Annotated in this window: 24 protein-coding genes; 11 read left to right on the top strand and 13 right to left on the bottom strand. The window is 58.2% G+C overall.

Features of this window, described 5'->3' with window-relative positions:
* Window positions 1–5: 5 nt before the first annotated feature.
* Genes mlaD through TU74_RS06005 form a run of 3 tightly spaced genes read right to left on the bottom strand, consistent with a single transcriptional unit; the run spans window position 6 to window position 2,079 of the window.
* Window positions 6–473, bottom strand: coding sequence for an outer membrane lipid asymmetry maintenance protein MlaD (gene mlaD / locus TU74_RS06015; RefSeq protein ID WP_047273373.1), 468 nt, complete (start codon window positions 471–473; stop codon window positions 6–8).
* The gene (gene mlaE / locus TU74_RS06010) at window positions 473–1,270 is read right to left on the bottom strand and encodes a lipid asymmetry maintenance ABC transporter permease subunit MlaE (protein ID WP_047273372.1); all 798 of its coding nucleotides are present in this window, start codon (window positions 1,268–1,270) and stop codon (window positions 473–475) included. The genes mlaD and mlaE overlap by 1 nt, the downstream gene beginning before the upstream one ends.
* Window positions 1,270–2,079 carry an ATP-binding cassette domain-containing protein gene (locus TU74_RS06005; protein WP_047273371.1) on the bottom strand — a complete coding sequence of 270 codons (810 nt, stop codon included), beginning with the start codon at window positions 2,077–2,079 and terminating at the stop codon, window positions 1,270–1,272. The genes mlaE and TU74_RS06005 overlap by 1 nt, the downstream gene beginning before the upstream one ends.
* Before the next feature lie 292 nt (window positions 2,080–2,371).
* Between TU74_RS06005 and TU74_RS06000 the strand changes: the two genes are divergently transcribed.
* From TU74_RS06000 to TU74_RS05955, 10 genes are all read left to right on the top strand, one after another.
* Window positions 2,372–3,346: a KpsF/GutQ family sugar-phosphate isomerase gene (locus TU74_RS06000; RefSeq protein WP_047273370.1), complete on the top strand. Its 975-nt coding sequence runs from the start codon at window positions 2,372–2,374 to the stop codon at window positions 3,344–3,346.
* Complete coding sequence (locus tag TU74_RS05995) at window positions 3,346–3,870, top strand: KdsC family phosphatase (protein ID WP_047273369.1); 525 nt, start codon at window positions 3,346–3,348, stop codon at window positions 3,868–3,870. Before TU74_RS06000 ends, TU74_RS05995 begins: the two co-directional genes overlap by 1 nt.
* Before the next feature lie 8 nt (window positions 3,871–3,878).
* The gene (lptC, locus tag TU74_RS05990) at window positions 3,879–4,451 is read left to right on the top strand and encodes an LPS export ABC transporter periplasmic protein LptC (RefSeq protein WP_047273368.1); all 573 of its coding nucleotides are present in this window, start codon (window positions 3,879–3,881) and stop codon (window positions 4,449–4,451) included.
* Window positions 4,438–4,980 (top strand): lipopolysaccharide transport periplasmic protein LptA, encoded by a 543-nt coding sequence (gene lptA / locus TU74_RS05985; protein WP_047273367.1) that lies wholly within the window; start codon window positions 4,438–4,440, stop codon window positions 4,978–4,980. Before lptC ends, lptA begins: the two co-directional genes overlap by 14 nt.
* Window positions 4,980–5,705, top strand: a complete 726-nt coding sequence (lptB, locus tag TU74_RS05980) for an LPS export ABC transporter ATP-binding protein (protein WP_047273366.1) — start codon at window positions 4,980–4,982, stop codon at window positions 5,703–5,705. The genes lptA and lptB overlap by 1 nt, the downstream gene beginning before the upstream one ends.
* 183 nt (window positions 5,706–5,888) lie before the next feature.
* Window positions 5,889–7,385 (top strand): RNA polymerase factor sigma-54, encoded by a 1,497-nt coding sequence (locus tag TU74_RS05975; RefSeq protein ID WP_047273365.1) that lies wholly within the window; start codon window positions 5,889–5,891, stop codon window positions 7,383–7,385.
* A gap of 75 nt (window positions 7,386–7,460) precedes the next feature.
* Window positions 7,461–7,775 (top strand): ribosome hibernation-promoting factor, HPF/YfiA family, encoded by a 315-nt coding sequence (gene hpf, locus TU74_RS05970; protein ID WP_047273364.1) that lies wholly within the window; start codon window positions 7,461–7,463, stop codon window positions 7,773–7,775.
* A gap of 12 nt (window positions 7,776–7,787) precedes the next feature.
* The gene (gene ptsN / locus TU74_RS05965) at window positions 7,788–8,252 is read left to right on the top strand and encodes a PTS IIA-like nitrogen regulatory protein PtsN (protein WP_047273363.1); all 465 of its coding nucleotides are present in this window, start codon (window positions 7,788–7,790) and stop codon (window positions 8,250–8,252) included.
* A gap of 2 nt (window positions 8,253–8,254) precedes the next feature.
* Window positions 8,255–9,112 carry an RNase adapter RapZ gene (gene rapZ, locus TU74_RS05960; RefSeq protein WP_047273362.1) on the top strand — a complete coding sequence of 286 codons (858 nt, stop codon included), beginning with the start codon at window positions 8,255–8,257 and terminating at the stop codon, window positions 9,110–9,112.
* Between the two features lie 16 nt (window positions 9,113–9,128).
* Window positions 9,129–9,401 carry an HPr family phosphocarrier protein gene (locus TU74_RS05955; RefSeq protein ID WP_047273361.1) on the top strand — a complete coding sequence of 91 codons (273 nt, stop codon included), beginning with the start codon at window positions 9,129–9,131 and terminating at the stop codon, window positions 9,399–9,401.
* A 116-nt stretch (window positions 9,402–9,517) separates the two neighbouring features.
* Here the strand turns inward: TU74_RS05955 and TU74_RS05950 are convergent, their stop codons facing one another.
* The 6 genes from TU74_RS05950 to pmbA form a co-directional block, all read right to left on the bottom strand.
* Entirely contained in the window at window positions 9,518–10,411 is an 894-nt protein-coding gene (locus TU74_RS05950; RefSeq protein WP_048375571.1) for a ZIP family metal transporter, read from the bottom strand.
* Window positions 10,412–10,437: 26 nt separating this feature from the next.
* Window positions 10,438–11,049: a superoxide dismutase gene (locus TU74_RS05945; protein WP_048375569.1), complete on the bottom strand. Its 612-nt coding sequence runs from the start codon at window positions 11,047–11,049 to the stop codon at window positions 10,438–10,440.
* A 1-nt stretch (window position 11,050) separates the two neighbouring features.
* Complete coding sequence (locus tag TU74_RS05940) at window positions 11,051–11,500, bottom strand: hypothetical protein (RefSeq protein WP_047273358.1); 450 nt, start codon at window positions 11,498–11,500, stop codon at window positions 11,051–11,053.
* 27 nt (window positions 11,501–11,527) lie between these two features.
* Window positions 11,528–12,904, bottom strand: coding sequence for a class II fumarate hydratase (locus TU74_RS05935; protein ID WP_047282077.1), 1,377 nt, complete (start codon window positions 12,902–12,904; stop codon window positions 11,528–11,530).
* Complete coding sequence (locus TU74_RS05930) at window positions 12,897–13,292, bottom strand: hypothetical protein (protein WP_047273459.1); 396 nt, start codon at window positions 13,290–13,292, stop codon at window positions 12,897–12,899. The genes TU74_RS05935 and TU74_RS05930 overlap by 8 nt, the downstream gene beginning before the upstream one ends.
* A gap of 1,015 nt (window positions 13,293–14,307) precedes the next feature.
* Window positions 14,308–15,654, bottom strand: coding sequence for a metalloprotease PmbA (pmbA, locus tag TU74_RS05925; protein WP_047275412.1), 1,347 nt, complete (start codon window positions 15,652–15,654; stop codon window positions 14,308–14,310).
* Between the two features lie 107 nt (window positions 15,655–15,761).
* On the opposite strand from pmbA, the gene yjgA reads away from it, so the two are divergent.
* On the top strand, window positions 15,762–16,283 hold the full coding sequence (gene yjgA, locus TU74_RS05920) for a ribosome biogenesis factor YjgA (protein WP_047273355.1): 522 nt from the start codon (window positions 15,762–15,764) through the stop codon (window positions 16,281–16,283).
* 44 nt (window positions 16,284–16,327) lie between these two features.
* Here the strand turns inward: yjgA and tldD are convergent, their stop codons facing one another.
* The 4 genes from tldD to rng form a co-directional block, all read right to left on the bottom strand.
* A complete protein-coding gene (gene tldD / locus TU74_RS05915; RefSeq protein ID WP_048375568.1) occupies window positions 16,328–17,770 on the bottom strand; it encodes a metalloprotease TldD in 1,443 nt (480 codons plus the stop codon).
* A gap of 59 nt (window positions 17,771–17,829) precedes the next feature.
* Window positions 17,830–18,678, bottom strand: coding sequence for a carbon-nitrogen hydrolase family protein (locus tag TU74_RS05910; protein WP_047282076.1), 849 nt, complete (start codon window positions 18,676–18,678; stop codon window positions 17,830–17,832).
* A 20-nt stretch (window positions 18,679–18,698) separates the two neighbouring features.
* Window positions 18,699–22,511: a YhdP family protein gene (locus tag TU74_RS05905; protein WP_048375566.1), complete on the bottom strand. Its 3,813-nt coding sequence runs from the start codon at window positions 22,509–22,511 to the stop codon at window positions 18,699–18,701.
* 76 nt (window positions 22,512–22,587) lie between these two features.
* The gene (gene rng / locus TU74_RS05900) at window positions 22,588–24,045 is read right to left on the bottom strand and encodes a ribonuclease G (protein WP_047273351.1); all 1,458 of its coding nucleotides are present in this window, start codon (window positions 24,043–24,045) and stop codon (window positions 22,588–22,590) included.
* Between the last annotated feature and the right edge of the window lie 11 nt (window positions 24,046–24,056).

Below are 24,056 nucleotides of genomic sequence, written 5' to 3'. Positions count from 1 at the left end.
ACTCCTTATTTGGCGTCTTTGCTAACGGTATTGAGCAGGAACTTGCCGATCAGGTCTTCCAGAACCAGTGACGACTGGGTGTCGTGAATAGTTCCGCCGTTCTTGAGCAGCTCATCCTCCCCGCCCACGCTAATACCGATGTATTTCTCACCCAGCAGGCCTGCCGTGAGAATAGACGCTGTCGAATCCACCGGCAGGTTATCCACGTCTTTTTCGATCTGCAGCGTGACGCGGGCCGTGAAGTTGTCACGGTCCAGGTCGATCGCGGTCACCTTGCCGATGGTGACGCCCGCCATGGACACCTTGGCGCGCACGGTCAGGCCGGCAATATTGTCGAAGTAGGCATACAGCTTGTAGGTGTCACTGCTGGCGGTCGGGGACAGTCCACTGACCCGTAGGGCGAGCAACAGCAAAGCCAGGATGCCAGCCAGCAGGAACAGGCCGACACCGATTTCCATGGTGCGGTTTTGCATCAGAAATCTCCAAACATCAAGGCGGTCAAAATAAAGTCCAGCCCGAGTACAGCCAATGAGGCATACACCACGGTCTTGGTAGTGGCACGACTGATCCCCTCTGAAGTGGGCTCGCAGTCATAACCTTGAAACACGGCAATCCAGGTCACTACAAAGGCAAAAACGATGCTTTTGATGATCCCGTTAAGCACGTCACCGGTGAAGGTCACGCTGTTCTGCATATTGGCCCAGTAGGAGCCGTCATAGACGCCCAGCCAGTCCACCGCCACCCACGAACCGCCCCAAATCCCGACCACGCTGAAAATCATGGCCAGCACAGGCAGAGAAATGAACCCGGCCCACATCCGCGGCGCAATGATGTATTTCAGCGGATCGACACCAATCATTTCCAGGCTGGACAGTTGCTCGGTCGATTTCATGTTGCCGATTTCAGCGGTCAGTGCAGACCCGGCCCGACCGGCGAACAGCAGCGCGGTCACCACCGGCCCCAGCTCACGCAACAGGGTCAGGGCCACCATCTGCCCCACCGCCTGCTCCGAGCCATAGCTGGACAGGATGCTGAAGCCTTGCAGCGCCAGCACCATGCCGATGAAGACGCCGGAAACCACGATGATGACCAGCGACATGACACCCACGGAATGCAGTTGCTTGAGCAACAGCCCAAACCCGCCGCCGATTCCGCCGCGCCCCAGCAATGCGTGAAACAGGAAAATCGTCGAACGCCCCAGTACCGAGACCATGTCGATCCCGGCCCGGCCGAACAATCCGACGCGGTCCAACATTGATTGTTTGCGCATCAGCGCTTCCCCAGAAGATCGGTTCGGTAGTCCGACGCCGGAAAGTGAAACGGAACCGGACCGTCGGGATCGCCAGTCATGAACTGACGGATGCGCGGGTTATCGGCATTCATCAACTCTTGCGGCGTACCCTGCCCCAGCACCTGACCATCGCCCACTACGTATAAATAGTCGGCAATGCTCGCTGTTTCGGCCAAATCGTGAGAAACCACAATACTGGTGATGCCCAATGCGTCATTCAGCAGACGGATAAGGCGCACCAGCACCCCCATGGCAATGGGGTCCTGGCCGACAAACGGTTCGTCGTACATCAGGATTTGCGGATCCAGCGCGATGGCACGAGCCAGCGCCACACGGCGTTTCATACCGCCAGACAGCTCGTCCGGCATCAGGTCAATGGCTCCGCGCAACCCGACCGCCTGCAACTTGAGCAGCACGATGTCGCGGATCATTTCTTCCGGCAGCTCGGTATGCACGCGCAGCGGGAAGGCAACGTTTTCGAATACATCCAGATCGGTAAACAGGGCGCCGCTCTGAAACAGCACGCCCATATGCTTGCGCGCGTCGAACAGATCGCTGCGCGACAGGGTCGGCAGGTTCTGGCCGTTGACCCACACTTCGCCGTTGCTGGGACGCAGTTGCATGCCCATCAAGCGCAACAGGGTGGTCTTGCCGCAGCCGGACGGACCCATGATCCCCGTGACTTTGCCACGCGGGATACGAATATCGACGTTATTGAAAATGCTGCGCGAACCGCGCTTGAAGGAAACTCCCTTCAGCTCGACCGCGTAGGCGTTATCGGCACTCATCTAAACTCCTTGCGATGCAGCCTCTGCCTCTAACCGGACATCAAGCTTCTTTTCAGGAAGCGCGCGTTCCTTGAGCGGGCCGAACTGGCGGCGAACTATATCACTGCTGTTACTGACCGCCAAAGGCCGAAGGAGTGCCCATTCAGGTTAAGGACAGTGAAAAATGAGTAAATCATCCTAAAGTCCAGTAGAGCTTTGTTGCATGAGACAACAAAGCATGACGAACACACGTGAGGGAATTGCTCAGAACCGCTATAATCGCCGCCTTTTCTCAGGCTACCCGACTTCAAACATGAGCCAATCCAGCGACCTGATTCAATCTGCACAACGCACCATCCGCCTCGAACTGGAAGCCGTAGAAGATTTACTGCCCCGGATCGACGCTGATTTCGTACGCGCTTGCGAGATGATTCTAGCGAGCAAGGGTCGAGTCGTCGTAGTCGGCATGGGCAAGTCCGGGCATATCGGCAATAAAATCGCCGCCACCCTGGCCAGCACCGGCACCACGGCTTTCTTTGTTCACCCGGCCGAAGCCAGCCACGGCGACATGGGCATGATTACCCGCGACGACATCATCCTCGCGCTGTCGAACTCGGGCTCCACCGCCGAGATCGTCACATTGCTTCCTCTTATCAAACGCCTCGGCATCCAGCTCATCAGCATGACTGGCAATCCCGAGTCCCCGCTGGCCAAGGCTGCCGACGTCAGCCTGGATGCCCGCGTGGCCCAAGAAGCCTGCCCATTGAACTTGGCGCCTACGTCATCGACCACTGCCACGCTGGTACTGGGCGATGCGCTGGCCATTGCCTTGCTCGAAGCCCGCGGGTTCACGGCTGAGGATTTCGCCTTCTCGCACCCTGGCGGTGCACTGGGTCGCCGCTTGCTGCTTAAAGTTGAAAATGTCATGCACTCGGGTGATGAACTGCCACAAGTGGTACGCGGCACGTTGCTCAGGGACGCCCTGATGGAGATGACCCATAAAGGGCTGGGCATGACCGTTGTCACTGAAGCGGACGGCACACTGGCCGGGATCTTCACCGACGGCGACTTGCGCCGCACGCTGGATCGCGAAATCGATATCCGCAACGCGACTATCGATACAGTGATGACACCTCACGGCAAAACAGCCCGCGCCGACATGCTCGCCGCCGAGGCCCTTAAAATCATGGAAGACCATAAAATCAGCGCGCTGGTTGTCGTCGACAAGGACGACCGCCCAGTCGGTGCCTTGAACATGCACGATTTGTTGCGCGCAGGAGTGATGTAATGACCAACGATTTGCTCAAACGCGGCAAAGCCATCAAGCTCGCCGTTTTCGACGTTGACGGTGTACTGACTGATGGCCGGCTGTACTTCCTTGAAGACGGCAGCGAGTTCAAGACCTTCAATACCCTCGACGGCCAGGGCATCAAGATGCTGATGGCAGCCGGCGTTCAGACGGCAATCATCAGTGGTCGCAAGACACCGGTCGTTGAACGTCGCGCGCAAAACCTGGGTATCGCGCACCTGTATCAGGGTCGAGAAGATAAATTGGTGGTATTGGACGAGCTTCTCGGCCAACTCAACCTAAGCTATGAACAGGTTGCCTATCTGGGCGACGACCTGCCGGATTTACCGGTTATCCGTCGCGTAGGCCTGGGCATGGCTGTGGCCAATGCCGCCAGTTTCGTACGCGAGCACGCCCACGGTATTACCCAGGCACGCGGTGGTGAAGGCGCCGCACGTGAATTCTGCGAACTGATCCTGCGCGCCCAAGGCCGTCTGGATGCCGCTCACGCGGCCTACTTATAGAGCTTTCTATGCTGAGTAAAAAAATTCGCAACTTCCTGTTATTCGGTGTCATTGCGGCGCTGTTTGCAGCCGTGGGCTACTGGAATATCAGCCCGGAACGCTTCCTCGACAAACCTGCCGTGGCGGTGGATGAGCACGCGATCGACTATTACGCCATCAACGCCCACAGCCTTCAGTATTTGCCGGACGGCAAGCTGCAATATGAAATGACGTCCGACAAGGTTGAACACCTCAAGGCTTCCGAAGTGACGCTGCTGACCAACCCGGACCTGCAGATGTACCGCGGAACCACGTTCCCGTGGCATGTTCAAAGTGAGCGCGGCGAGGTCAACCCGGACGGCACGGAGGTCGAGCTGATCGACTCGGTACGTGTCGCCCGCACCGACGAACGCAACCGCGAGCTGATTATCACCAGCTCACGCATGACAGTATTCCCACAGAAGCAATATGCGCAGACCGAGCAAGCCGTTAGAATCGACGGCGCTGGCGGTGTGACCACTGCCAAGGGAATGAAAGCATATTTGAAAGACGGCAGGATGGACCTGCTGTCCAACGTAAGAGGACAGTATGAGTCTCGTTAAAACCCTCCCTTTATTGCTCAGCTTGAGCGCAGCACTGGGAAGCGTGAGCGCCTGGGCTCTGCCGAACGACACCGAACAGCCTATCCGTATTCAGGCCAACGAAGCGCAGCTGGATGACAAGAAAGGCGTCGCAACCTACAAGGGCGACGTCATCATCACGCAAGGCTCGATGAAAATTACCGGCAATACCGTCACGATCACCCGCAACGCGGCTGGCGAAATTGACGTCGTGACCTCGATCGGCAATCTGGCCTACTTCGAACAACTGCAAAAAGCCACTGACCCGGTTCCGGTCAAAGCCTACGCAGTGACCATTCAGTACCATGCACCGCAAAACCGCATCGTCCTGATCGACAAGGCCAAAGTGATCAACGACGGCAACACCACTGAAGGCGAGAAAATCGTCTACGACACGGTCAAGCAAGTGGCCAACGCCGGTCGCGCCAACGGTAGCAGCGTGACTGCTCCTCGTCCGCGCATCGACATGGTGATCCAGCCGAAGAAAAAAACTGACGCGAAGGCCAAGTAATGGCAACTCTTAAAGCCCAGCATTTGGCTAAAAGCTACAAGAGCCGTCAGGTGGTGCGCGATGTCAGCCTGTCGATCGACAGCGGGCAGATCGTGGGCCTGCTCGGCCCTAACGGCGCCGGCAAGACCACCTGCTTTTACATGATTGTGGGCCTGGTGCAGGCTGACCAGGGTCGCGTGCTGATCGACGACCTGGATGTCAGCCACCAACCCATGCACGGCCGCGCACGCGCCGGTATCGGTTATCTGCCGCAGGAAGCCTCCATTTTCCGCAAGCTCTCGGTCGCCGATAACATCATGGCGATTCTTGAGACACGCAAGGAGCTCGACAAAGCAGGTCGTCGCAAGGAGCTGGAAAGCCTGTTGCAGGAATTCCACATCAACCACATCCGCGACAACCTGGGCATGAGCCTGTCGGGTGGCGAGCGCCGCCGGGTGGAAATCGCCCGCGCACTGGCTACCGCCCCCAAGTTCATTCTGCTCGATGAACCCTTTGCCGGTGTTGACCCCATCTCCGTGGGCGACATCAAGCAGATCATTCACCACCTCAAGGCCAAAGGTATTGGCGTGCTGATCACCGATCACAACGTTCGTGAAACACTCGATATTTGCGAAACTGCCTACATCGTAAATGACGGACAACTGATTGCTGAAGGCGACGCTGAAACGATTCTGGCCAACAAATTGGTGAGAGAAGTGTATCTGGGCAATGAGTTCCGCTTGTAAGCCCTTACGCTTGTACATGCCTTGAAGGTGTTTTCAATTTGCTCCGGCCAGCCTGACGAATTGTAAACGCCTCTAGGCAAACGCTACGGTTTCAGGCATATAATTTGCTTATGTTTGGCGCTCACGCGCCCTTGTAGTGGATGGCGCCATGCGCGCCGGCGAATAAGGTGTTAAGCCCCTGCCATGAAACCATCGCTAGTCCTGAGAATGGGCCAGCAGCTGACAATGACACCTCAGCTGCAACAAGCCATACGCCTGCTCCAATTGTCGACCCTGGACCTGCAACAGGAAATCCAGGAGGCCCTGGAATCCAACCCGATGCTCGAACGCCAGGAAGAAGGCGAAGACTTCGACAATTCGGACCCCTTGGCCGACAACATTGAGCAAAAACCCGCCAGCGAAATTCAAGAACCCTCCTATCAACAGGAGTCCGCAACCACTGTGGATAACCTGGAGGAAGGTGAATGGAACGATCGCATTCCCAACGAGCTGCCCGTCGATACGGCCTGGGAAGACGTTTACCAGACCAGTGCCAGCAGCCTGCCCAGCAACGACGATGACGAGTGGGATTTCACTACGCGCACGTCGGCCGGTGAAAGCCTGCAAAGCCATTTGCTCTGGCAGTTGAATCTGGCGCCCATGTCGGACACCGACCGGCTCATTGGCGTGACCCTCATCGACTGCATTAACACGCAGGGCTACCTCGACGAAACCCTCGAAGAAATTCTCGAAGCCTTTGACCCGGAACTGGACATTGAGCTCGATGAAATCGAAGCCGTCCTGCACCGTATCCAGCAATTCGAACCGGCCGGCATCGGCGCACGCAATCTGGGCGAATGCCTGTTGTTGCAGCTGCGCCAATTGCCTGCAACTACGCCTTGGCTCGACGACGCCAAGCGGTTGGTAACGGACCACATCGATCTGCTGGGCGCCCGCGACTACAGCCAGCTGATGCGCCGCATGAAGCTCAAGGAAGACGAGCTGCGCCAGGTCATCGAGCTGGTACAAAGCCTTAATCCGCGTCCAGGTTCGCAAATCGAGTCCACTGAGCCTGAATACGTTGTACCGGACGTCATCGTACGCAAGGACAACGAACGCTGGCTGGTAGAACTCAATCAGGAATCGGTACCGCGCCTGCGGGTCAATGCCCAATACGCGGGTTTCGTGCGACGCGCCGACACCAGTGCCGATAACACCTTCATGCGCAACCAGCTGCAAGAAGCGCGCTGGTTCATCAAAAGCCTGCAAAGCCGCAACGAAACCCTGATGAAAGTGGCGACACAAATTGTCGAACATCAGCGCGGGTTTCTGGAATACGGCGATGAAGCCATGAAGCCGCTTGTGTTGCATGACATTGCAGAAGCCGTCGGCATGCACGAATCGACCATTTCACGGGTAACCACCCAGAAATTCATGCATACCCCGCGCGGTATCTATGAACTCAAGTACTTTTTCTCCAGCCATGTAAGCACCTCCGAAGGCGGTGAATGCTCGTCCACGGCGATCCGCGCGATCATCAAAAAACTGGTCGCGGCTGAAAATCAGAAAAAGCCGTTGAGTGACAGTAAGATCGCTGGTTTACTGGAGGCACAAGGTATTCAGGTAGCCCGTCGCACGGTCGCCAAGTACCGCGAATCCCTTGGGATTGCGCCGTCTAGCGAGCGTAAGCGTTTGATGTAAGCAACGGGCCACTGCGTTTCAGTGGCAGGCTTGCCAGCCTGCCGCTTTATGTAATGGCATCGAAGGAGAAACTATATGCAAGTCAACATCAGTGGACAGCATCTGGAAGTGACCGAACCGCTGCGCACTTACATCGGCGAAAAACTGGACCGGCTGGAGCGTCACTTCGACAAAATCACTAACGTGAGTGTGATTCTTACCGTAGAAAAGCTGCTCCACAAAATCGAAGCGACCCTGCACATACCCGTAGGGCCAGGGGAAGTTGTCGCAAATGCTGAGCATACCGACATGTATGCCGCTATCGACCTGCTCGCCGACAAGCTTGATCGCCAACTGAAAAAGCAAAAGGAAAAGACCCTCAGCCAGCTGCAAGGCGCGACCGGTCGTTAAAACCCCATACCCATGATTCGACTTGAAAACATCCTGACCCCCGGCCGTTCCCACGTGAACGTGCCGGGCGGCAGCAAAAAGAAAGCCCTTGAATACATTGCCAACCTGATCAGCCGAGAAGTGCCTGGTCTCGACATGCAGGATGTTTATGAAAGTCTGATTGCCCGTGAAAAACTGGGTTCAACCGGTTTTGGTAACGGCATTGCTATCCCCCACTGTCGCCTCAAAGGCTGCGAGGCGCCTGTGAGCGCCCTGCTCCACCTTGACGCCCCTATAGATTTCGACGCCATCGATGGCGCGCCGGTCGACCTGTTGTTCGTATTGCTGGTGCCAGAAGCGGCCACCGATGCACACCTGGAGCTGCTCAGGCAGATCGCCAGCATGCTCGATCGCAAAGACGTGCGGGAAAAACTGCGCAGTGCACAAAGCAACGAAGCGCTGTATCAGGTTGTTCTGGACGTACAGAACGGTCATTAATCATGCGCTTAGTCATTGTCAGCGGACGCTCCGGCTCCGGTAAAAGCACCGCCCTCGCCGTCCTCGAAGACAACGGTTTCTATTGCATCGACAACCTGCCCGCAGGCTTGCTTCCCGAGCTGGCCGAGCGTGCGTTGATTCACACTGAACTCGCACAGCCGCTGGTGGCGGTCTCGATTGATGCGCGTAACTTGCCCAGCCATTTATCGCGCTTTCCACAATTGCTCGAAGAAGTGCGCAACCGTCATATTCAGTGTGACGTGTTGTACCTGGACGCAGACGAAGAAACCCTGCTCAAGCGCTTCTCCGAGACCCGCCGCAGACACCCGCTAAGCAGCGCCAGTCGCTCGCTGGCAGAAGCCATCCGCGATGAAACAAAACTGCTTGGCCCCATCGTTGATCTGGCAGACCTCACGATCAACACGACCAACCTGAACCTCTACCAACTGCGCGACACCATCAAGTTGCGCCTGCTGAACAAACCCGAGCCCGGTACGGCCTTTCTGGTGGAGTCGTTTGGCTTCAAGCGCGGGATGCCGGTGGATGCCGATCTGGTCTTTGATGTGCGCTGCCTGCCAAACCCGTACTGGAAACCCGAGTTGCGTGAGCAATCGGGGCTTGATCAACCGGTGGCCGATTATTTGGCCGCCCAGCCAGATGTTGAAGAGATGTTCCAGGACATTTCCAGCTACCTGCTTAAATGGCTGCCGCGTTTTGCCGCGAGCAATCGTGCTTATGTGACCATCGGTATCGGTTGCACCGGCGGGCATCACCGCTCTGTGTACCTCACCGAACGACTGGGCAAGTGCCTGCAAGAAACCCTGAAAAACGTCCAGGTTCGCCACCGCGACCTTACTTGAAAGGATCTACCCCGCGATGCCTGCTCTGGAAATCGAAATCATCAACAAATTGGGCTTGCACGCTCGGGCATCTGCCAAGTTCGTCGGGGTTGCAGGTCGGTTTCCTTGTCAGGTGCGAGCAGGCCGTACGCCGGAGTCCATGGTCGATGGCAAAAGCATCATGGCCATGATGATGCTTGCCGCAGGCAAAGGTACGACCATTCATTTAAAGACCGAAGGCGAACAGGAGCAGGAAGCCATGGATGCACTGGTGGCCCTGATCAATAACTTCTTTGATGAAGGTGAATAACGGCTACCGCGAGGTTGCCGAGGGCGTGATTGAGAGCTCACAGACCCAGGCTTGCTGCGCAATCCTTCGCCGCCTCGTACCTACCGAGACAGCGAACCTGACTGCGCCGCATGGCTCTACCCCAGCGCAGTGTCCATGACCATCATCACGCAGAACCCGATGCAGAGCCCAACGCTCGCCAGTTTTTCGTGACCGTTACGCCGCGATTCCGGAATCACCTCTTGCGTCACCACAAGCAGCATCGCTCCCGCGGCCAGCGCCAGCCCCAGCGGCAATAGAAGCTCGGCCAAATTCACCAGCCAGGCACACAACATCGCGAATACCGGCTCCACCAGCCCGGACGCGGCACCAATCAAGAACGCCCTGATCCGCGACATGCCCGCACCCGCCAGCACCAAGGCAATGACCAACCCCTCCGGCACATCCTGCAACGCAATCCCCATCGCCAGGCTGTCGGCGTCCGGCATACCGCCGCCCGCCGAAACGCCCACCGCCATACCTTCCGGAATGTTATGCGCCACGATCGCAATGACGAACAGCCAAATGCGCGGTGCTATGACGGGCTCACCCGGACGGCTGACAATAACGTCCGGCCCGGCACCCGACACTTTCAGGTCCACCAGAAACAAACACAGGGCGCCCAACAGAATGCCCGCACACACCAGCCCGCTGGATGCCCACGCAGACAACCCCAGACTTTCAGCCGCTGCAATGCCCGGCACAACCAGCGAAAACGCCGTGGCCGCCAGCATGACCCCGGCACCAAAGCCCAACAACGTATCGCTGACCGCCACCGGCATGTTGCGAATCACCAGTACCGGCACAGCACCCAGCGCCGTACCCAGCGCACACAACGCCCCGCCTTGCAGGGCTCTGTGCATTTTGGGCTCGAGGTCCAGCCAGACCAATCCTTTGGCCACCAACAGCGCAGTGCCCGCCAACAGCAACAGCGTACCGAGGGCATAGCGAAACATTCGCACGCCGCCGACCGCCAGAATTTGCGTGCCCATATCCGCCTGAATCCTTGTGAGTAGCCTTAGACCATAGCTGCTTGGTAGCGGCGTGCTACTTCGGGCCAATTAATCACGTTATAAAACGCATTGATGTATTCAGGCCGTCGGTTCTGGTAACGCAGGTAATACGCGTGCTCCCACACATCCAGCCCCAGAATCGGGGTGTTGCCGCTCATCAGCGGGCTGTCCTGATTGCCACTGCTTTCAACCACCAGAGTTTTGTGCGGCGTCACGCTCAACCACGCCCAGCCACTGCCAAACCGGGTCAGCGCAGCCTTGGTAAACGCGTCCTTAAATGCTTGCAGCCCACCCAACTGTTCATCCATGGCCTTGGCCAACGCGCCATCGGGTTTACCACCCCCGCTGGGGCTCATGACCTCCCAGAACAACGAGTGGTTAGCGTGGCCGCCGCCCTGATTGATAACCGCTGCGCGCAGGTTTTGAGGGAGCTGGTGCACACTGGCCACCAGCTTTTCCACAGGCCATTGCGCCCACTCCGTGCCTTCTACGGCAGCATTGAGGTTGTTGATGTACGTCTGATGATGCTTGGTGTAATGGATCTCCATGGTCTGCGCATCGATGTGTGGCTCAAGTGCGTCATAGGCGTAAGGCAGTGCAGGCAAGGTGTACGTCATATCAATGGACTCCTGAAGGTTGGCCGCTGACCGTTGAGAATGCGTGGCTGGATTGAGTAACGTTGCGCTTGAGCAACAGGTCTGAGCGCGGGTACTCGCCATGCTCACTGATGAAATTCAATAACTCGACATAGGTTTTACTGCTCTGACGCAGCGCGGCTTCTCGCAGCTCAGGCTTGAGTCGCGGGTTCTGGACGGTTTGCAGCAACCGCTGATGAATCGAGCATAAGTACTCAACGCTCTCTTCCGGCTGATTAAGGCGTAAATGCACGTCCGCCAGGTTGTGATGCGAAATCACGCAGGCCGCCACTGCTTCGTCAGCATCACTCCAGCGCTCAAACAACACTTGAGCCAGCGCCAGCGCTTGCAAGTAGTGCTCGCGCGCATCCACCAGCTCGCCTTCAGCGAAACAGCGATTGGCTCTTTCGATCGTGCGTTTCCAGTGTTCCATGTGCACCTCCAAAGCAGTGTCGGGGGGTTAGACGCCGCCTGCGGTCAGCTTCTCGGGGTCCAGCAGAACCTCAAGCTGGCTGCGTGGCAGGTCGGTGAACTCAAGCGCCACGTCAATCACCGGGCGCCCTTGTTTGTAGGCGGTCTTGGCGATTTCAGCGGCCTGTTGATAGCCAATGATCGGGTTCAGGGCCGTCACCAGAATGGGGTTACGCGACAACGCTTCCTTGAGCTTGGCTTCGTTGACCTTGAACGTGGCGATTGCCTTGTCGGCCAGCAAACGGCTGACATTGGCCAACAGCTCGATGCTACTGAGCAGGTTCTGGGCAATGACCGGCAGCATCACGTTCAGCTCAAAGTTGCCGGACTGGCCCGCGACCGTAATCACCGAGTCATTGCCGATGACTTGCGCAGCGACCATGGCAGTGGCTTCCGGGATCACCGGATTGACCTTGCCCGGCATGATCGAAGAACCCGGCTGCAACGCCTCCAGCTCAATTTCACCCAAACCCGCCAGCGGCCCGGAGTTCATCCAGCGCAGGTCGTTGGCGATTTTCATCAGCGATACGGCTGTGGCCTTGAGCTGGCCCGATACCGAGACGGCAGTGTCCTGCGAGCCGATCAGGGCAAACAGGTCTTCACCCGGCGTGAACTGCACGTGCGTCAAGGCACTCAGTTGCTGACTGAACAGCGCGGCAAATTGCGGGTGCGCGTTGATCCCGGTACCGACTGCCGTGCCGCCCTGCGCCAGGGATTGCAGCGCAGGTTGCAGGTCCTGCAAATGCCCGATATTGGCCTTGAGCTGCTGCGCCCAGCCGTTGAGCACCTGACTCATGCGCACCGGCATCGCGTCCATCAAGTGGGTGCGTCCGGTTTTGACATGGCTGTGGACCTGTAAAGCCTTGCGTTCAATGGTCTCCACCAGATGCGTCAGCGCTGGCAAAAGACGCTCATGCAAGCCCAAGGCGGCGCTGACGTGAATGCAGGTCGGGATGATGTCGTTGCTGCTTTGGCCGCAGTTGACGTGATCGTTCGGGTTGATTGTTTCGCCCAGCACGCGGGTGGCCAGGGTGGCGATCACTTCGTTGGCGTTCATGTTGGAACTGGTGCCTGAACCGGTCTGGAAGATGTCCACCGGGAAGTGCTCCATGAAATCGCCTGCCAGCAGGATCTGCGTCGCTTCGACAATGGCATTGCCCTGAGCGTCCGAGATTTGCCCCAACGCCACGTTGGCTTTGGCGGCTGCCGCTTTGGCCAGAATCAATGCGCGAATGAATTGCGCCGGCATGCGCTGATGACTGACGGGAAAGTTATCCACCGCACGCTGGGTCTGCGCGCCATACAACGCGGCCTCAGGCACGTGCAGTTCGCCCATGCTATCGCGTTCGATACGGGTATTACTCATCGTGAAATCCTTGCATCAGTTCGATTAAAGAAATGGACGGTTCAAGTTCACAGGTCGCCAATTGCCAGGCACAGCGTTGCCAGCGTTTGAGTCGACATCCGCACAAGGCTTGGGTTTCGAGGTCACGCAGCGGTCGCCACGCATGGTCAAGGCACATACTGCGCCAGTGCCAAGGCAGCGCCGTATCGGTGGCGGTGTCCAGCAAAAGCCGGAACGACGTGAGGGCAATCGTCCAGGACGACGTTGACGTGCAACAGGCCAGGTAACGGCCTTCGGCCAGATAATGCTCAATCAGGCGCGGCTCATCGGGCGCCAGCCCGCAGCGGATCTGGCGACTCATCCAGCGCCAGCTTTCCTGATAAGGGCTTTCGTGCAACACAGAACTCATGATCCAGGCTCGCTCGATAATGAGATTCATTATTAAGCGATATTGATTATCAAAACAAGCCTGCGAAAGGAGGTACCTCCCGGACAAAAACGTCCGTCACGCTTTCAAGGCGGGGAAGCGCAGGCGCTCAGTTTGCACGCAAAACTCGGCCCCATGAGGTTCAAAAACGCGAGCACAGGTTAAACACGAAAAACCGGACTGCAATGAGTCAGTTGAATCCCTGAATAGTAGTGCGCAACTTCTTGCGCACTTTGTGGATATTTCTCTTTAAATAATAAACCCACTTACTTAGATGCAAATACATGTTAAGTTGCGCCAACAAACAGGCTCTACGCCCTATCGGATACGCAGGATATTTTATTTAAACTTCATATTTGCTTAAGGATAAGCTCATGTTCTCGCAGGTCAAACAACCCGACTCAAACCTGCTAACTCTTGGCGTAAACCACCCTTCTCACTTCCTGATAAGCGACGCATCAATGATTGCTTTTCGGATGATTAGAAGAGGGAGCTGCTCGAATAACGCCAAGCCTTCATCTTGCCCAAGAACCTGATTCCAAGGGCATTGGGTCACGATCAGAACGCTGAAAACGACATTGAACCAATTGAAGTAAGCCATTGAACATGAAGCGATTTATTGCATGCATTGCAATGACAAGTGTATTGACCGGATGCATAGGCGCTTCGGTCATTGTGCCAAAAAACGATCCTCGCCAGGTTGAACAGGCTCGCGAACCACGAGAGGGGCACAAATGGTGCCGGATAAGCCTGTGGCTCGTCTTTTTCCCCGTCCCGTTGATGTTACCGGTTTGCAAAATTGATACTGAACTAACATCCGATTTTTATAGCTGTGGCCCCTTGATGCACTTCGCCAAGTTAGGAGCACACTATAAGGGAAATGCGCTCTGCGGACGTATGCCGGCGGGATGGCCTAGTGACTGACGCAATGGCTCACCTGCATAAAAAAAGGCGCATCACTTGAACCGTGATACGCCTTTTTAAAACAGTTGAGAAATCAGCTGCCGCCGATTTTCATCCGCTCAATCAACACAGAACCGGTGCGAATATTGCTGCGCAGCTCAAGGTCATTGCCCACGGCAACGATCTGTTTGAACATATCGCGCATGTTGCCGGCAATGGTCACCTCTTGCACCGGGAACTGGATTTCGCCGTTTTCGACCCAGAAACCCGCCGCGCCCCGTGAGTAGTCGCCTGTGACCATGTTCAGGCCGCTGCCCATCAATTCCGTCACAAACAACCCGCGGCCCATGCGGCGAATCAAGGCAGCCTGGTCTTCATCGCCATGGGTCACGAACAGGTTGTGCACGCCGCCCGCGTTCGCCGTGCTGGGCATGCCCAATTTGCGGCCGGAATACGTGCTGAGGATGTAGGACACCAGTTCGCCGTCCTTGATGAACGGTTTGGCGTAAGTGGCCAGGCCATCGTTGTCGAAAGACGAACTGCCCATGGCACGCATCAAGTGCGGACGTTCGTCCAGGGTCAGCCATTCAGGGAAAATCTGCTGGCCCATGGCATCGAGCAGGAACGACGATTTGCGGTACAGGTTGCCGCCCGAAATGGCGCCCAAAAAGCTGCCGAACAGCCCTCCGGCCAGCTCGGCGCTAAACAGCACCGGCACTTCGCAGGTCGGCACCGGGCGCGAGCCCAGACGACGAGCTGCGCGCTCCGCGGCCCGTCGGCCGATGACGGCAGCGTCGGCCAGCAACTCACCCTGACAGTTCACGTCATACCAGTAATCGCGCTGCATCTGGCCGTCGCCTTCGGCGATCATCACGCAGCTCAGGCTATGGCGTGTAGAGGCCGAGCCTCCAATAAACCCGTTGCTGTTGCCATACACGCGGCAGCCTTGATGGGTGCTGAGTGTAGTGCCGTCGGCGTTTTTAATGCGGCTGTCGGCGTCAAAAGCAGCCGCTTCGCAAGCCAGTGCCTTTTCGATGGCTTGCTCGGGGGTGATGTCCCACGTGTGGAACAGATCGAAATCCTTCAGGTCCCGGGCCATTAACTGCGGGTCGGCCAAGCCGGAACTTTCGTCCTCGGACGTATGGCTGGCAATCGCCAGCGCAGCAGCAACCGTTTCGCGAATCGCATCAGGACCGGTGGCCGAAGTGCTCGCCGAACCTTTGCGTTGCCCCACGTAAAGGGTGATACCGAAGCCCTGATCGCGATTGAACTCAACGGTCTCAACCTCACGCTGACGTACCGAAGTCGACAAGCCCTGCTCCAGCGACACGGCCACTTCGCAGGCACTGGCGCCCTGACGCTTGGCTTCGGCAATAATGTGCTCGACCTGCTCTTGCAGTGCCGGCAAGGCCTGCGGGCCGACGCTTTCTACTGCACTCATGGTTTTCTCCACTCAAATTCTGTTTTCGGAAGGGCCGCCGAGCGACCGGGCCGGACAAGCGGCCCCCGACTGGTTATCATGGCGGCGTTTCTTTGCGGACTGCCACCATGGTTGATTCTTACGACGACGCCTTCGACGGCGAAAAAAGCAAATCACAGGTCAAACGCGAGCTTCATGCTCTGGTTGATCTGGGCGAACGTCTGACGACGCTCAAGCCTGACTTGCTGAACAAAATGCCTTTGACCGACGCTTTGCGCCGGGCACTGGTAGATGCTTCAAAACATACGGCTCATATTGCCCGTAAGCGGCACATCCAGTTCATCGGCAAGCTGATGCGCGATCAACCGATCGACGAAATTCTGGCGATGCTCGATCAAGTGGATGCCTCTTCGCGCCAATACAACGAACGTTTCCACGGCCTCGAGCGCTGGCGTGATCGCCTGATCGAAGGCGATGACGATGTACTGGAAAAATTTGTCATCGAGTTCCCCGAAGCCGATCGTCAGCAATTGCGTTCGATCGTGCGTCAGGCCAAACACGAACTGGCTCATAACAAGGCCCCGGCTTCCAGCCGCAAATTGTTCAAGTACATTCGTGGGTTGGACGAGACTCAACGCGGCTTGCGTTAAGTCCCGTACGCGGGCGGGTTGCCCTGCAACCCGCCCGCAGCCCGTCAACTGCCCGTACCTCCGACTGTAATTGCATCAATCTTCAAGGTTGGCTGACCGACGCCCACCGGCACCGACTGCCCGTCCTTGCCACATGTCCCCACGCCGCTGTCCAGCGACAGGTCATTACCGACCATCGACACTTTGCTCATCGCTTCGGGTCCGTTGCCAATCAGGGTCGCGCCCTTGACCGGACGGGTGATTTTGCCGTCTTCGATCAAATACGCTTCGCTGGTAGAAAACACGAACTTGCCGCTGGTGATGTCAACCTGACCACCGCCCAGATTGGCGCAGTAGATGCCCTTTTTCACCGAGGCAATGATTTCAGCCGGATCGCTTTCGCCGCCCAACATGTAGGTGTTGGTCATGCGTGGCATGGGTAAATGTGCATAGGATTCGCGACGACCGTTACCGGTGCGGGCCACGCCCATCAAGCGTGCATTCAGTTTGTCTTGCATGTAACCCTTGAGTACGCCGTTTTCGATCAACGTCGTGCACTCGGTCGGGGTGCCTTCGTCGTCCACGCTCAACGAGCCGCGACGCCCTGGCAAGGTGCCGTCATCGACGATGGTGCACAAGCTCGAAGCCACACGCTCGCCCATGCGGCCGCTGTAGGCTGAACTGCCCTTGCGATTGAAATCCCCCTCCAGACCATGGCCCACGGCTTCGTGCAACAACACGCCCGACCAACCGGAACCCAGTACGACAGGCAGGGTACCGGCCGGTGCCGGTACGGCTTCGAGGTTGACCAGCGCCTGACGCAAGGCTTCGCGGGCATAGCCCATGGCGCGGTCGTCAGTCAGGAAATAACGGTAATCCGTACGCCCGCCGCCGCCATGTCCGCCCCGCTCACGACGGCCGTTTTGCTCAACGATGACACTCACGTTGAAACGCACCAACGGCCGCACATCGGCCGCCAGGCCGCCGTCGGTGGAAGCCACCAGAATACGTTCCCATACCCCGGCCATGCTCACGGTGACTTGTTGAATGCGCGGGTCGAGGGCGCGGGTGGCGGCGTCGACGCGCTTGAGCAGTTCGACCTTTTGCGCACGGCTGATGACTTCCAGCGGGTTGTCCGGCGCATACAACTGCGCTACATCCTGCGTGGTGAAGGCTTGAACGGTGCCGTGCTGACCGGCCCGAGAGATCGAGCGCGCTGCACGGGCGACCAGCCCCAATGCCTCAAGGGTGATGGCGTTGCTGTAGGCAAATCCGGTTTTCTCGCCAGACTGGGCGCGTACACCTACGCCTTGATCCAAATTGAAGCTGCCTTCTTTTACGATGCCGTCTTCCAGTGCCCAGGATTCGGAAATCTGGCCCTGAAAGTACAAATCCGCCGCATCGATCCCCGGCCCGGCCAGGTCACCCAGCACGGTCTGCAGGCTCTCAAGGGTGACACCGCCCGGTGCCAACAGGTGTTCGCTGACTGAGGTCAACAACTCGCTCATATTCACTCCGTCTTGGCCCGTGCTTCAGCATCTTTGAGTGCCGAACCCATGGGCCTGAATTAGCCTTGCGTGGCAGGTCGCTGTGCGCCCTGCGAAAAAAATCGTCGGTGGCTGACCACCGGCATGCGTGCCCTGATGGCCGCTTGTTCTGCTGCATCGCGTGGGGCGATCAATACCCCCTCACCTTGCGCCTGCTCAGCCAGCACTCGGCCCCAGGGGTCAATGATGGCCGCGTGGCCGAAAGTCTCACGTGGCCCCGGATGTACGCCACCTTGTGCCGCCGCCAACACGTAACATTGAGTTTCAATGGCCCGGGCACGGATCAGGATGTCCCAATGCGCCGCCCCGGTCACAGCGGTAAAAGCCGACGGCGCGCTGATCAGTTCGGCACCGGCTGCACGCAGCTCGCTGTACAGCTCGGGGAAGCGCAGGTCATAACATACCGTCATCCCCAACTTGCCGACCGGCGTGTCTGCCACGACAACCTGCTCACCTTGAGCATAGTCGTCAGACTCACGGTACCGGCCACGATTGTCAGACACGTCTACGTCAAACAAGTGCAGCTTGTCGTAGCGCGCCACCTGTTCACCGTCTGCGTTGATCAACAGCGAACAGGCACGGGATTTGGCATCGGGCTGACCGGCAGGCGGCAATGGCAACGTGCCCGCCACCACCCATAACTTGAGGTCGCAAGCGGTCTGTTTCAACCAGGGCAGGATTGGACCTTCGCCCAACGCCTCGGCCCGCCCCACGGCGGCCATGTCCCGGCGCCCCATGGCCGCGAAGTTCTCCGGCAGCACGACCAGTTGTGCGCCACCGGCTGCCGCGTCTTCAAGTAAACGCCGGGCTTGAGCCAAGTTGGCCAGCACATCGCTTTGACTGACCATTTGAATCACTGCTAACGACATGCCCTGCTCCTCGGTCGCGCTTACTTCTTCTCGAATGGCTTGTCGAAGGTGATCTTCGGATCCTGCCATGGCCCTTTGATGCTGTATTGCACACTCGCAAAGCGCGACACCTGATCACCGATCAACTTGTTGATCAGGAACAACGCACCGCCGACGGCCGGGGCGCCCACCAGCAAAGCCGCGATCGGCAAGTTATTGGTCACGGGCAAGGTCACCAGCAAATTCGCATCCACTTGGTCGGTCACCATGTTCAGCGTGCCGCTCAGCTCAAGGTTGCTTGAAGGGCCGGTCATGGTGATGGGCTTGTTCGCGCGGTACACCCCGCGATTGGCTTGTAGCAGACCTTTGACGCGGTCGTAACTCAATCCTTTGTCGAACAGGTCGGAGAAGTCCAGGCGCAAGCGTCGACCGATGGAGTTGAAGTTCAGCAGCCCAAAAATGCGCAGCACCTGCGCGCTGCCATCAACCTCCACAAACTGGCCTTTGTTCAAGGACGCGTCCAGTGTGCCGCTGAAGCGCTTGAGGCCAATCCACGCCGGCGAACCTGGCCAGTTGCCATCAACGTCCAGTCGGAAGTTGTCACTGGTGACGCTCGGTGCGAAGCCCCAGTTTTTCAGCACGTCCGCCAGATTCCGCCCGCCCAGGCGGCCCTTGTACCAACTGTTGCTGGCGCCAGCAAAACCCTCCCAGCCGCCCGAACCTTCAAGCAGCAGGCCTTTGAGCCCCAGGTTGAGGTTGTTGAGCAACACGCCACGATTGGTGGGCCGCACATTGAGCGACCAGGCGCCGATCAGGTCTGGGCCTTGGTAGAGCTGGCGGATGATGATGTCCATCGCCGGAATTTTACGCGGGTCAACCGATGCCAAAGGGTCAGGCGCATTCTCATCAGCCACAGCTTTAGGGTCGGTCGCCGGAAGACGAACGATCTGCATGGTGATGGCAATCGGGGCATGTTTCGCATCAGGCAGCGTGACCGAGCCGACTGCCTGTTTGCTGTCGATTTTCATCCCCCACGACGCCGGGTAGCGGTTCATCTGCAAGCGGACCTGGTCGAGCTGGGTGCCCATGGCAATCAGTTTGCCAATTTTGAAATCCGCACTGCTGAGCAATTGCTGTGCGCTGCCCCCCACATCCTTGCCCGCATAACGCTCCACCACTGCCTGCCACGGCGCAACGTCCAGTTCCGAGAGTACGCCGCGAACACGCAAGCCCTTGCTGGTGGGCAACGAGGCCGCTCCGGCGCCGAGGTACAACTCGCCGCGGCCTGCCTCAAGCTTGCCGTCCGGCGCGGCGAACGTCAGGCTCGCCAGGTTGCCGTAGTCAAACCAGTACCGCTTCTCGGCCCCCTGCAGGGTCATGCGGAATACGCTGTCACGGCTTTCATTGGTTGCCAGGCCAAACGGTGCGGGCAAATCAATCGCCGCGCCTTTGAGGCTGGAATTGACACGCAACTGGCTGTCCGCGCCGTCGAGCGTCAGTTGCAATTGATAGGGCAGGTTGCCGGAAACAGGAATCGGCTGGTTGAACTTCAGCCAGCTGGTCAGGGTTTTTACGGCGATTTGGCCATTGGCAACCACGCGAGTACTGATGCGGCCCGGTTTGCCGTCGGCAAAAATCTGCGCGTTGACCGGCCGGTCGAATGCGCGGGCGGTGATGCCTTTGCCGCTCAGGCCTTTGGCACTGTCAAAGCGGAAATCACCCTTGAGCTGCGTCAGTTCAAGCTCCGGTTCGCTGATTTTGAGCCGCGCCTTGTCGGTTTTGAAATCCACCACGATGTTCGGTTCGACGCTGTGCTCAAGCGGTATATCCAGGTCGACCCGCCCGGTGAGCGGGCCATCACCCTGCCAACCGGCAAAGGTGTCAGCGGTGCCGATGGGGGCTTCTTGAAGGATTTTCAGGCCGTCGCCCAAACCGCCTGCAAAGTCCCCTTGCAACAGCAAGTGGCTGACCTTGCCGCTGGGAACGTGGGGAATATTGACTGCGACATCACGCACCTCGGTGTCGAGCAACTGGCCTTTGCTGGCCATGATCCGCACGCCGCTGTCCTCGATGAAGACGTCACCCGATACATTCCGTACATGGGGCCAGCCCGGCTGGAAAGCCAGCTCGGCGCCATGCACCTTGAAAAACAGGCTGAGGGTGCGCGCGGCCGCGACCGCATCATGGCTTAACGAGCCCTGATACTGGAAGAAGCCCTCCTCCACGTCACCCTTGATGATGGCAGTGCTGAGCCATTCAGTCAGGGCCGGGCTCAAGACTTCAGGCAGGTATTTAGGGGTGAAACGGCCGTCGCCGTCGGTCAGCCCGACGCGCAGGTCCATGTAGTCTTCCTGCGAATGGTCCAGATGAATGCGGATCAGGAAGTCGGCAGCGATCTTGCCCTCTTCGCCCAGCACCTTGATGTAGGGCGCGATGAGGGTGAAGGTGTCTTTGCTCAGGGTCCAGGTCAGCAAGGCGTTGGCCTGCTGGTAATGCCAGGGTTTGGCGAAGATCGGGTCCAGGTGCAGCATGAAATCCTTGCTGTCCAGCCGCAGCTCGCCCTTGCCCAGGTCGCCGCTGATCAGGCCGCTGACATTGCGCGCCGCAGGTGCACCGTGGGTGGCGTTGAAACCGACTTGCTGCAGATTGGCCGCGAAACTGAGCTTTTGATCGCCGCTCACGTGAGGGCGAAAATCAGCCAGCACATTGCGCAGCGTGCCAGTCGCCTTGAGTTGATCGACCACTTTGGCCACGCCCTCCGGCCACGGCGCCAGCGCGTCCAGCAAGGGGGTGATCGGGGTCAGGTTCACATGATCGGCTTGCAGGTGCCAGCGCTCCTGCGCTGTGTCTGTGCCCTTGAACTGCTGCACTTGCGCGCGGGTTTCCCAGCGCGTATCGCCCAGGCTCATGGCCAGGGAATCCAGCACCAGGTTGTAACCCTGCTCGCCGCGTTCCAGCCAGGCATGCAAGGCCAGGTTGTCGATAGTGGCTGGCTTGCGGTCGGCGTAGGCACCGGTGAACGTGGGGGCGTTGAGTCGGGCTGTGGCGCTTTGCACCGTGCCGTTGCCCCAATTGAACCAGAACTCACCACCGGCCTTGAGTGTCTTGAGGGTCCAGCCTTGGGTCATGCTGGACGGCAGCCATTTGGCCCAATTACTTTGCGGCAGGCTGACATACGCTTGCGCCGCGCCGTCACGCCACTGGCTGGCGCGAATCTGGCTTTTGACACTCAGCGCAACCGGCTGGCCATCGGGTAAGGTCAACCGCGCATCCAGGCGTTGATCGGAAGACCCCACGTCGAGGGTCAGGCCGACATACGTCAGGGTCATCGGCGCTTCTTTATAGGGTTCCAGGGTCAACTGGCTGTCGAGCACGGAGAGACGCGCAACCTTTTGCAGCTGATTGAGTAACTGCTCGGGGTCCAGAGGCTTGTCGTCCTGAACTGGCAAACCTTCGAGGGTCCAGTGCCCGTCCTTGTCCTGGCGCGCACTCAGTTGCAAGCCATTGAGCTGCACGTGGGCGATACGTACTTCGCGGGCCAGCACGCTGCCCCAGACATCAGGCACCACTTGCACTTCATCCAGGCGCAAGGCGCTGCGACCTTCGCCCACCATCACGTCATGTGCCAGCAACACCGGCGCCATGCCGCGCCAGCGCCCTTCGAGGCTGCCGATGGTCAACGGCATGCCCAAGGCATCGCGGGCCTTGGTTTGCACGTCGGCCCGGTATTCGGCAATCAGGGGCGTGAGTTCTCGCCCGAGGCTGACGTAGAGCGCCGTCAGCACCAGCAATAACGCACAAAGACTTAATCCCCAGCGGGTCAGCGCGGCAAAAAAGCGTGTCAGACGCTCCATGTCAGGTGGCCCCTTCAGTAATGATCGAAGGGGCTGAATGCAGCCCCCTTTTTAAATCCGGACATCCCGTGCAGCTTCAGAGCAGCACCACGTCGTATTGTTCCTGGGAGTACATGGTTTCCACTTGAAAGCGGATCGTACGCCCGATAAACCCTTCCAGCTCCGCCACATTGCCCGACTCTTCATCCAGCAACCGGTCAACCACGCGCTGACTGGCCAGCACGCGATACCCCTCGGCCTGATACGCACGGGCTTCGCGCAGGATTTCACGGAATATTTCGTAGCAGATGGTTTCCGGGGTTTTCAACTTGCCCCGGCCCTGGCAGCACACGCAGGGTTCACAGAGCACCTGTTCGAGGCTTTCGCGGGTCCGCTTGCGGGTCATTTGCACCAACCCCAACTCGGTAATGCCGATGATGTTGGTTTTGGCATGATCGCGTTCGAGTTGCTTTTCAAGCGTGCGCAGCACCTGCCGCTGATGCTCTTCGTCTTCCATGTCAATGAAGTCGATGATGATGATGCCGCCCAGATTGCGCAGACGCAGTTGACGCGCAATGGCCGTTGCCGCTTCGAGGTTGGTCTTGAAGATGGTTTCTTCAAGATTGCGATGCCCCACGAACGCGCCGGTGTTGACGTCAATGGTGGTCATGGCTTCAGCCGGGTCCACCACCAGATAGCCGCCCGACTTGAGTGGCACTTTGCGGTCGAGGGCTTTCTGGATTTCGCTTTCAACGCCGTACAAATCAAAGATCGGCCGTTCGCCGGGGTAATGCTCCAGACGATCCGCAATTTCTGGCATCAGCTCAGCCACGAACTGCGTGGTTTTCTGGAAGGTTTCGCGGGAGTCGATGCGGATTTTTTCAATCTTCGGGCTGACCAGGTCGCGCAGGGTACGCAAGGCCAGGCCCAGGTCTTCATAAATGACCGTCGGAGCGCCGACGGTTTTGATCTGGGCACCGATTTGGTCCCACAGGCGACGCAAGTAGCGAATGTCCATCAGGATTTCATCCGCGCCAGCGCCTTCGGCCGCTGTACGCAGGATGAAACCGCCCGCTTCCTTGATACCTTCCTGCGCCACGCAATCACTGACCACCTGTTTGAGGCGGTCCCGCTCGGCTTCGTCTTCGATCTTCAGGGAGATGCCGACATGGGCCGTGCGCGGCATGTACACCAGATAACGCGAAGGAATCGACAATTGGGTCGTCAACCGTGCGCCTTTGGAACCGATCGGGTCTTTGGTGACCTGCACCACCAGGCTTTGGCCTTCATGAACCAGCGAGCTGATGCTTTCGACCGCCTGACCTTCACGCAGGGAGATTTCGGAAGCATGGATGAATGCCGCACGGTCCAGGCCGATGTCCACGAATGCCGCTTGCATGCCGGGCAAAACACGAACGACCTTGCCTTTATAAATGTTGCCGACAATGCCTCGGCGCTGGGTGCGCTCGACATGCACCTCTTGCAAAACACCGTTTTCTACCACCGCCACGCGCGATTCCATCGGCGTGATGTTGATCAGGATCTCTTCACTCATGGCTGGGTCTC

The sequence above is a fragment of the Pseudomonas lundensis genome (assembly GCF_001042985.1).
Taxonomy (GTDB): Bacteria; Pseudomonadota; Gammaproteobacteria; order Pseudomonadales; family Pseudomonadaceae; genus Aquipseudomonas; species Aquipseudomonas lundensis.
This window is presented reverse-complemented; position numbering and strand designations above follow the sequence as displayed.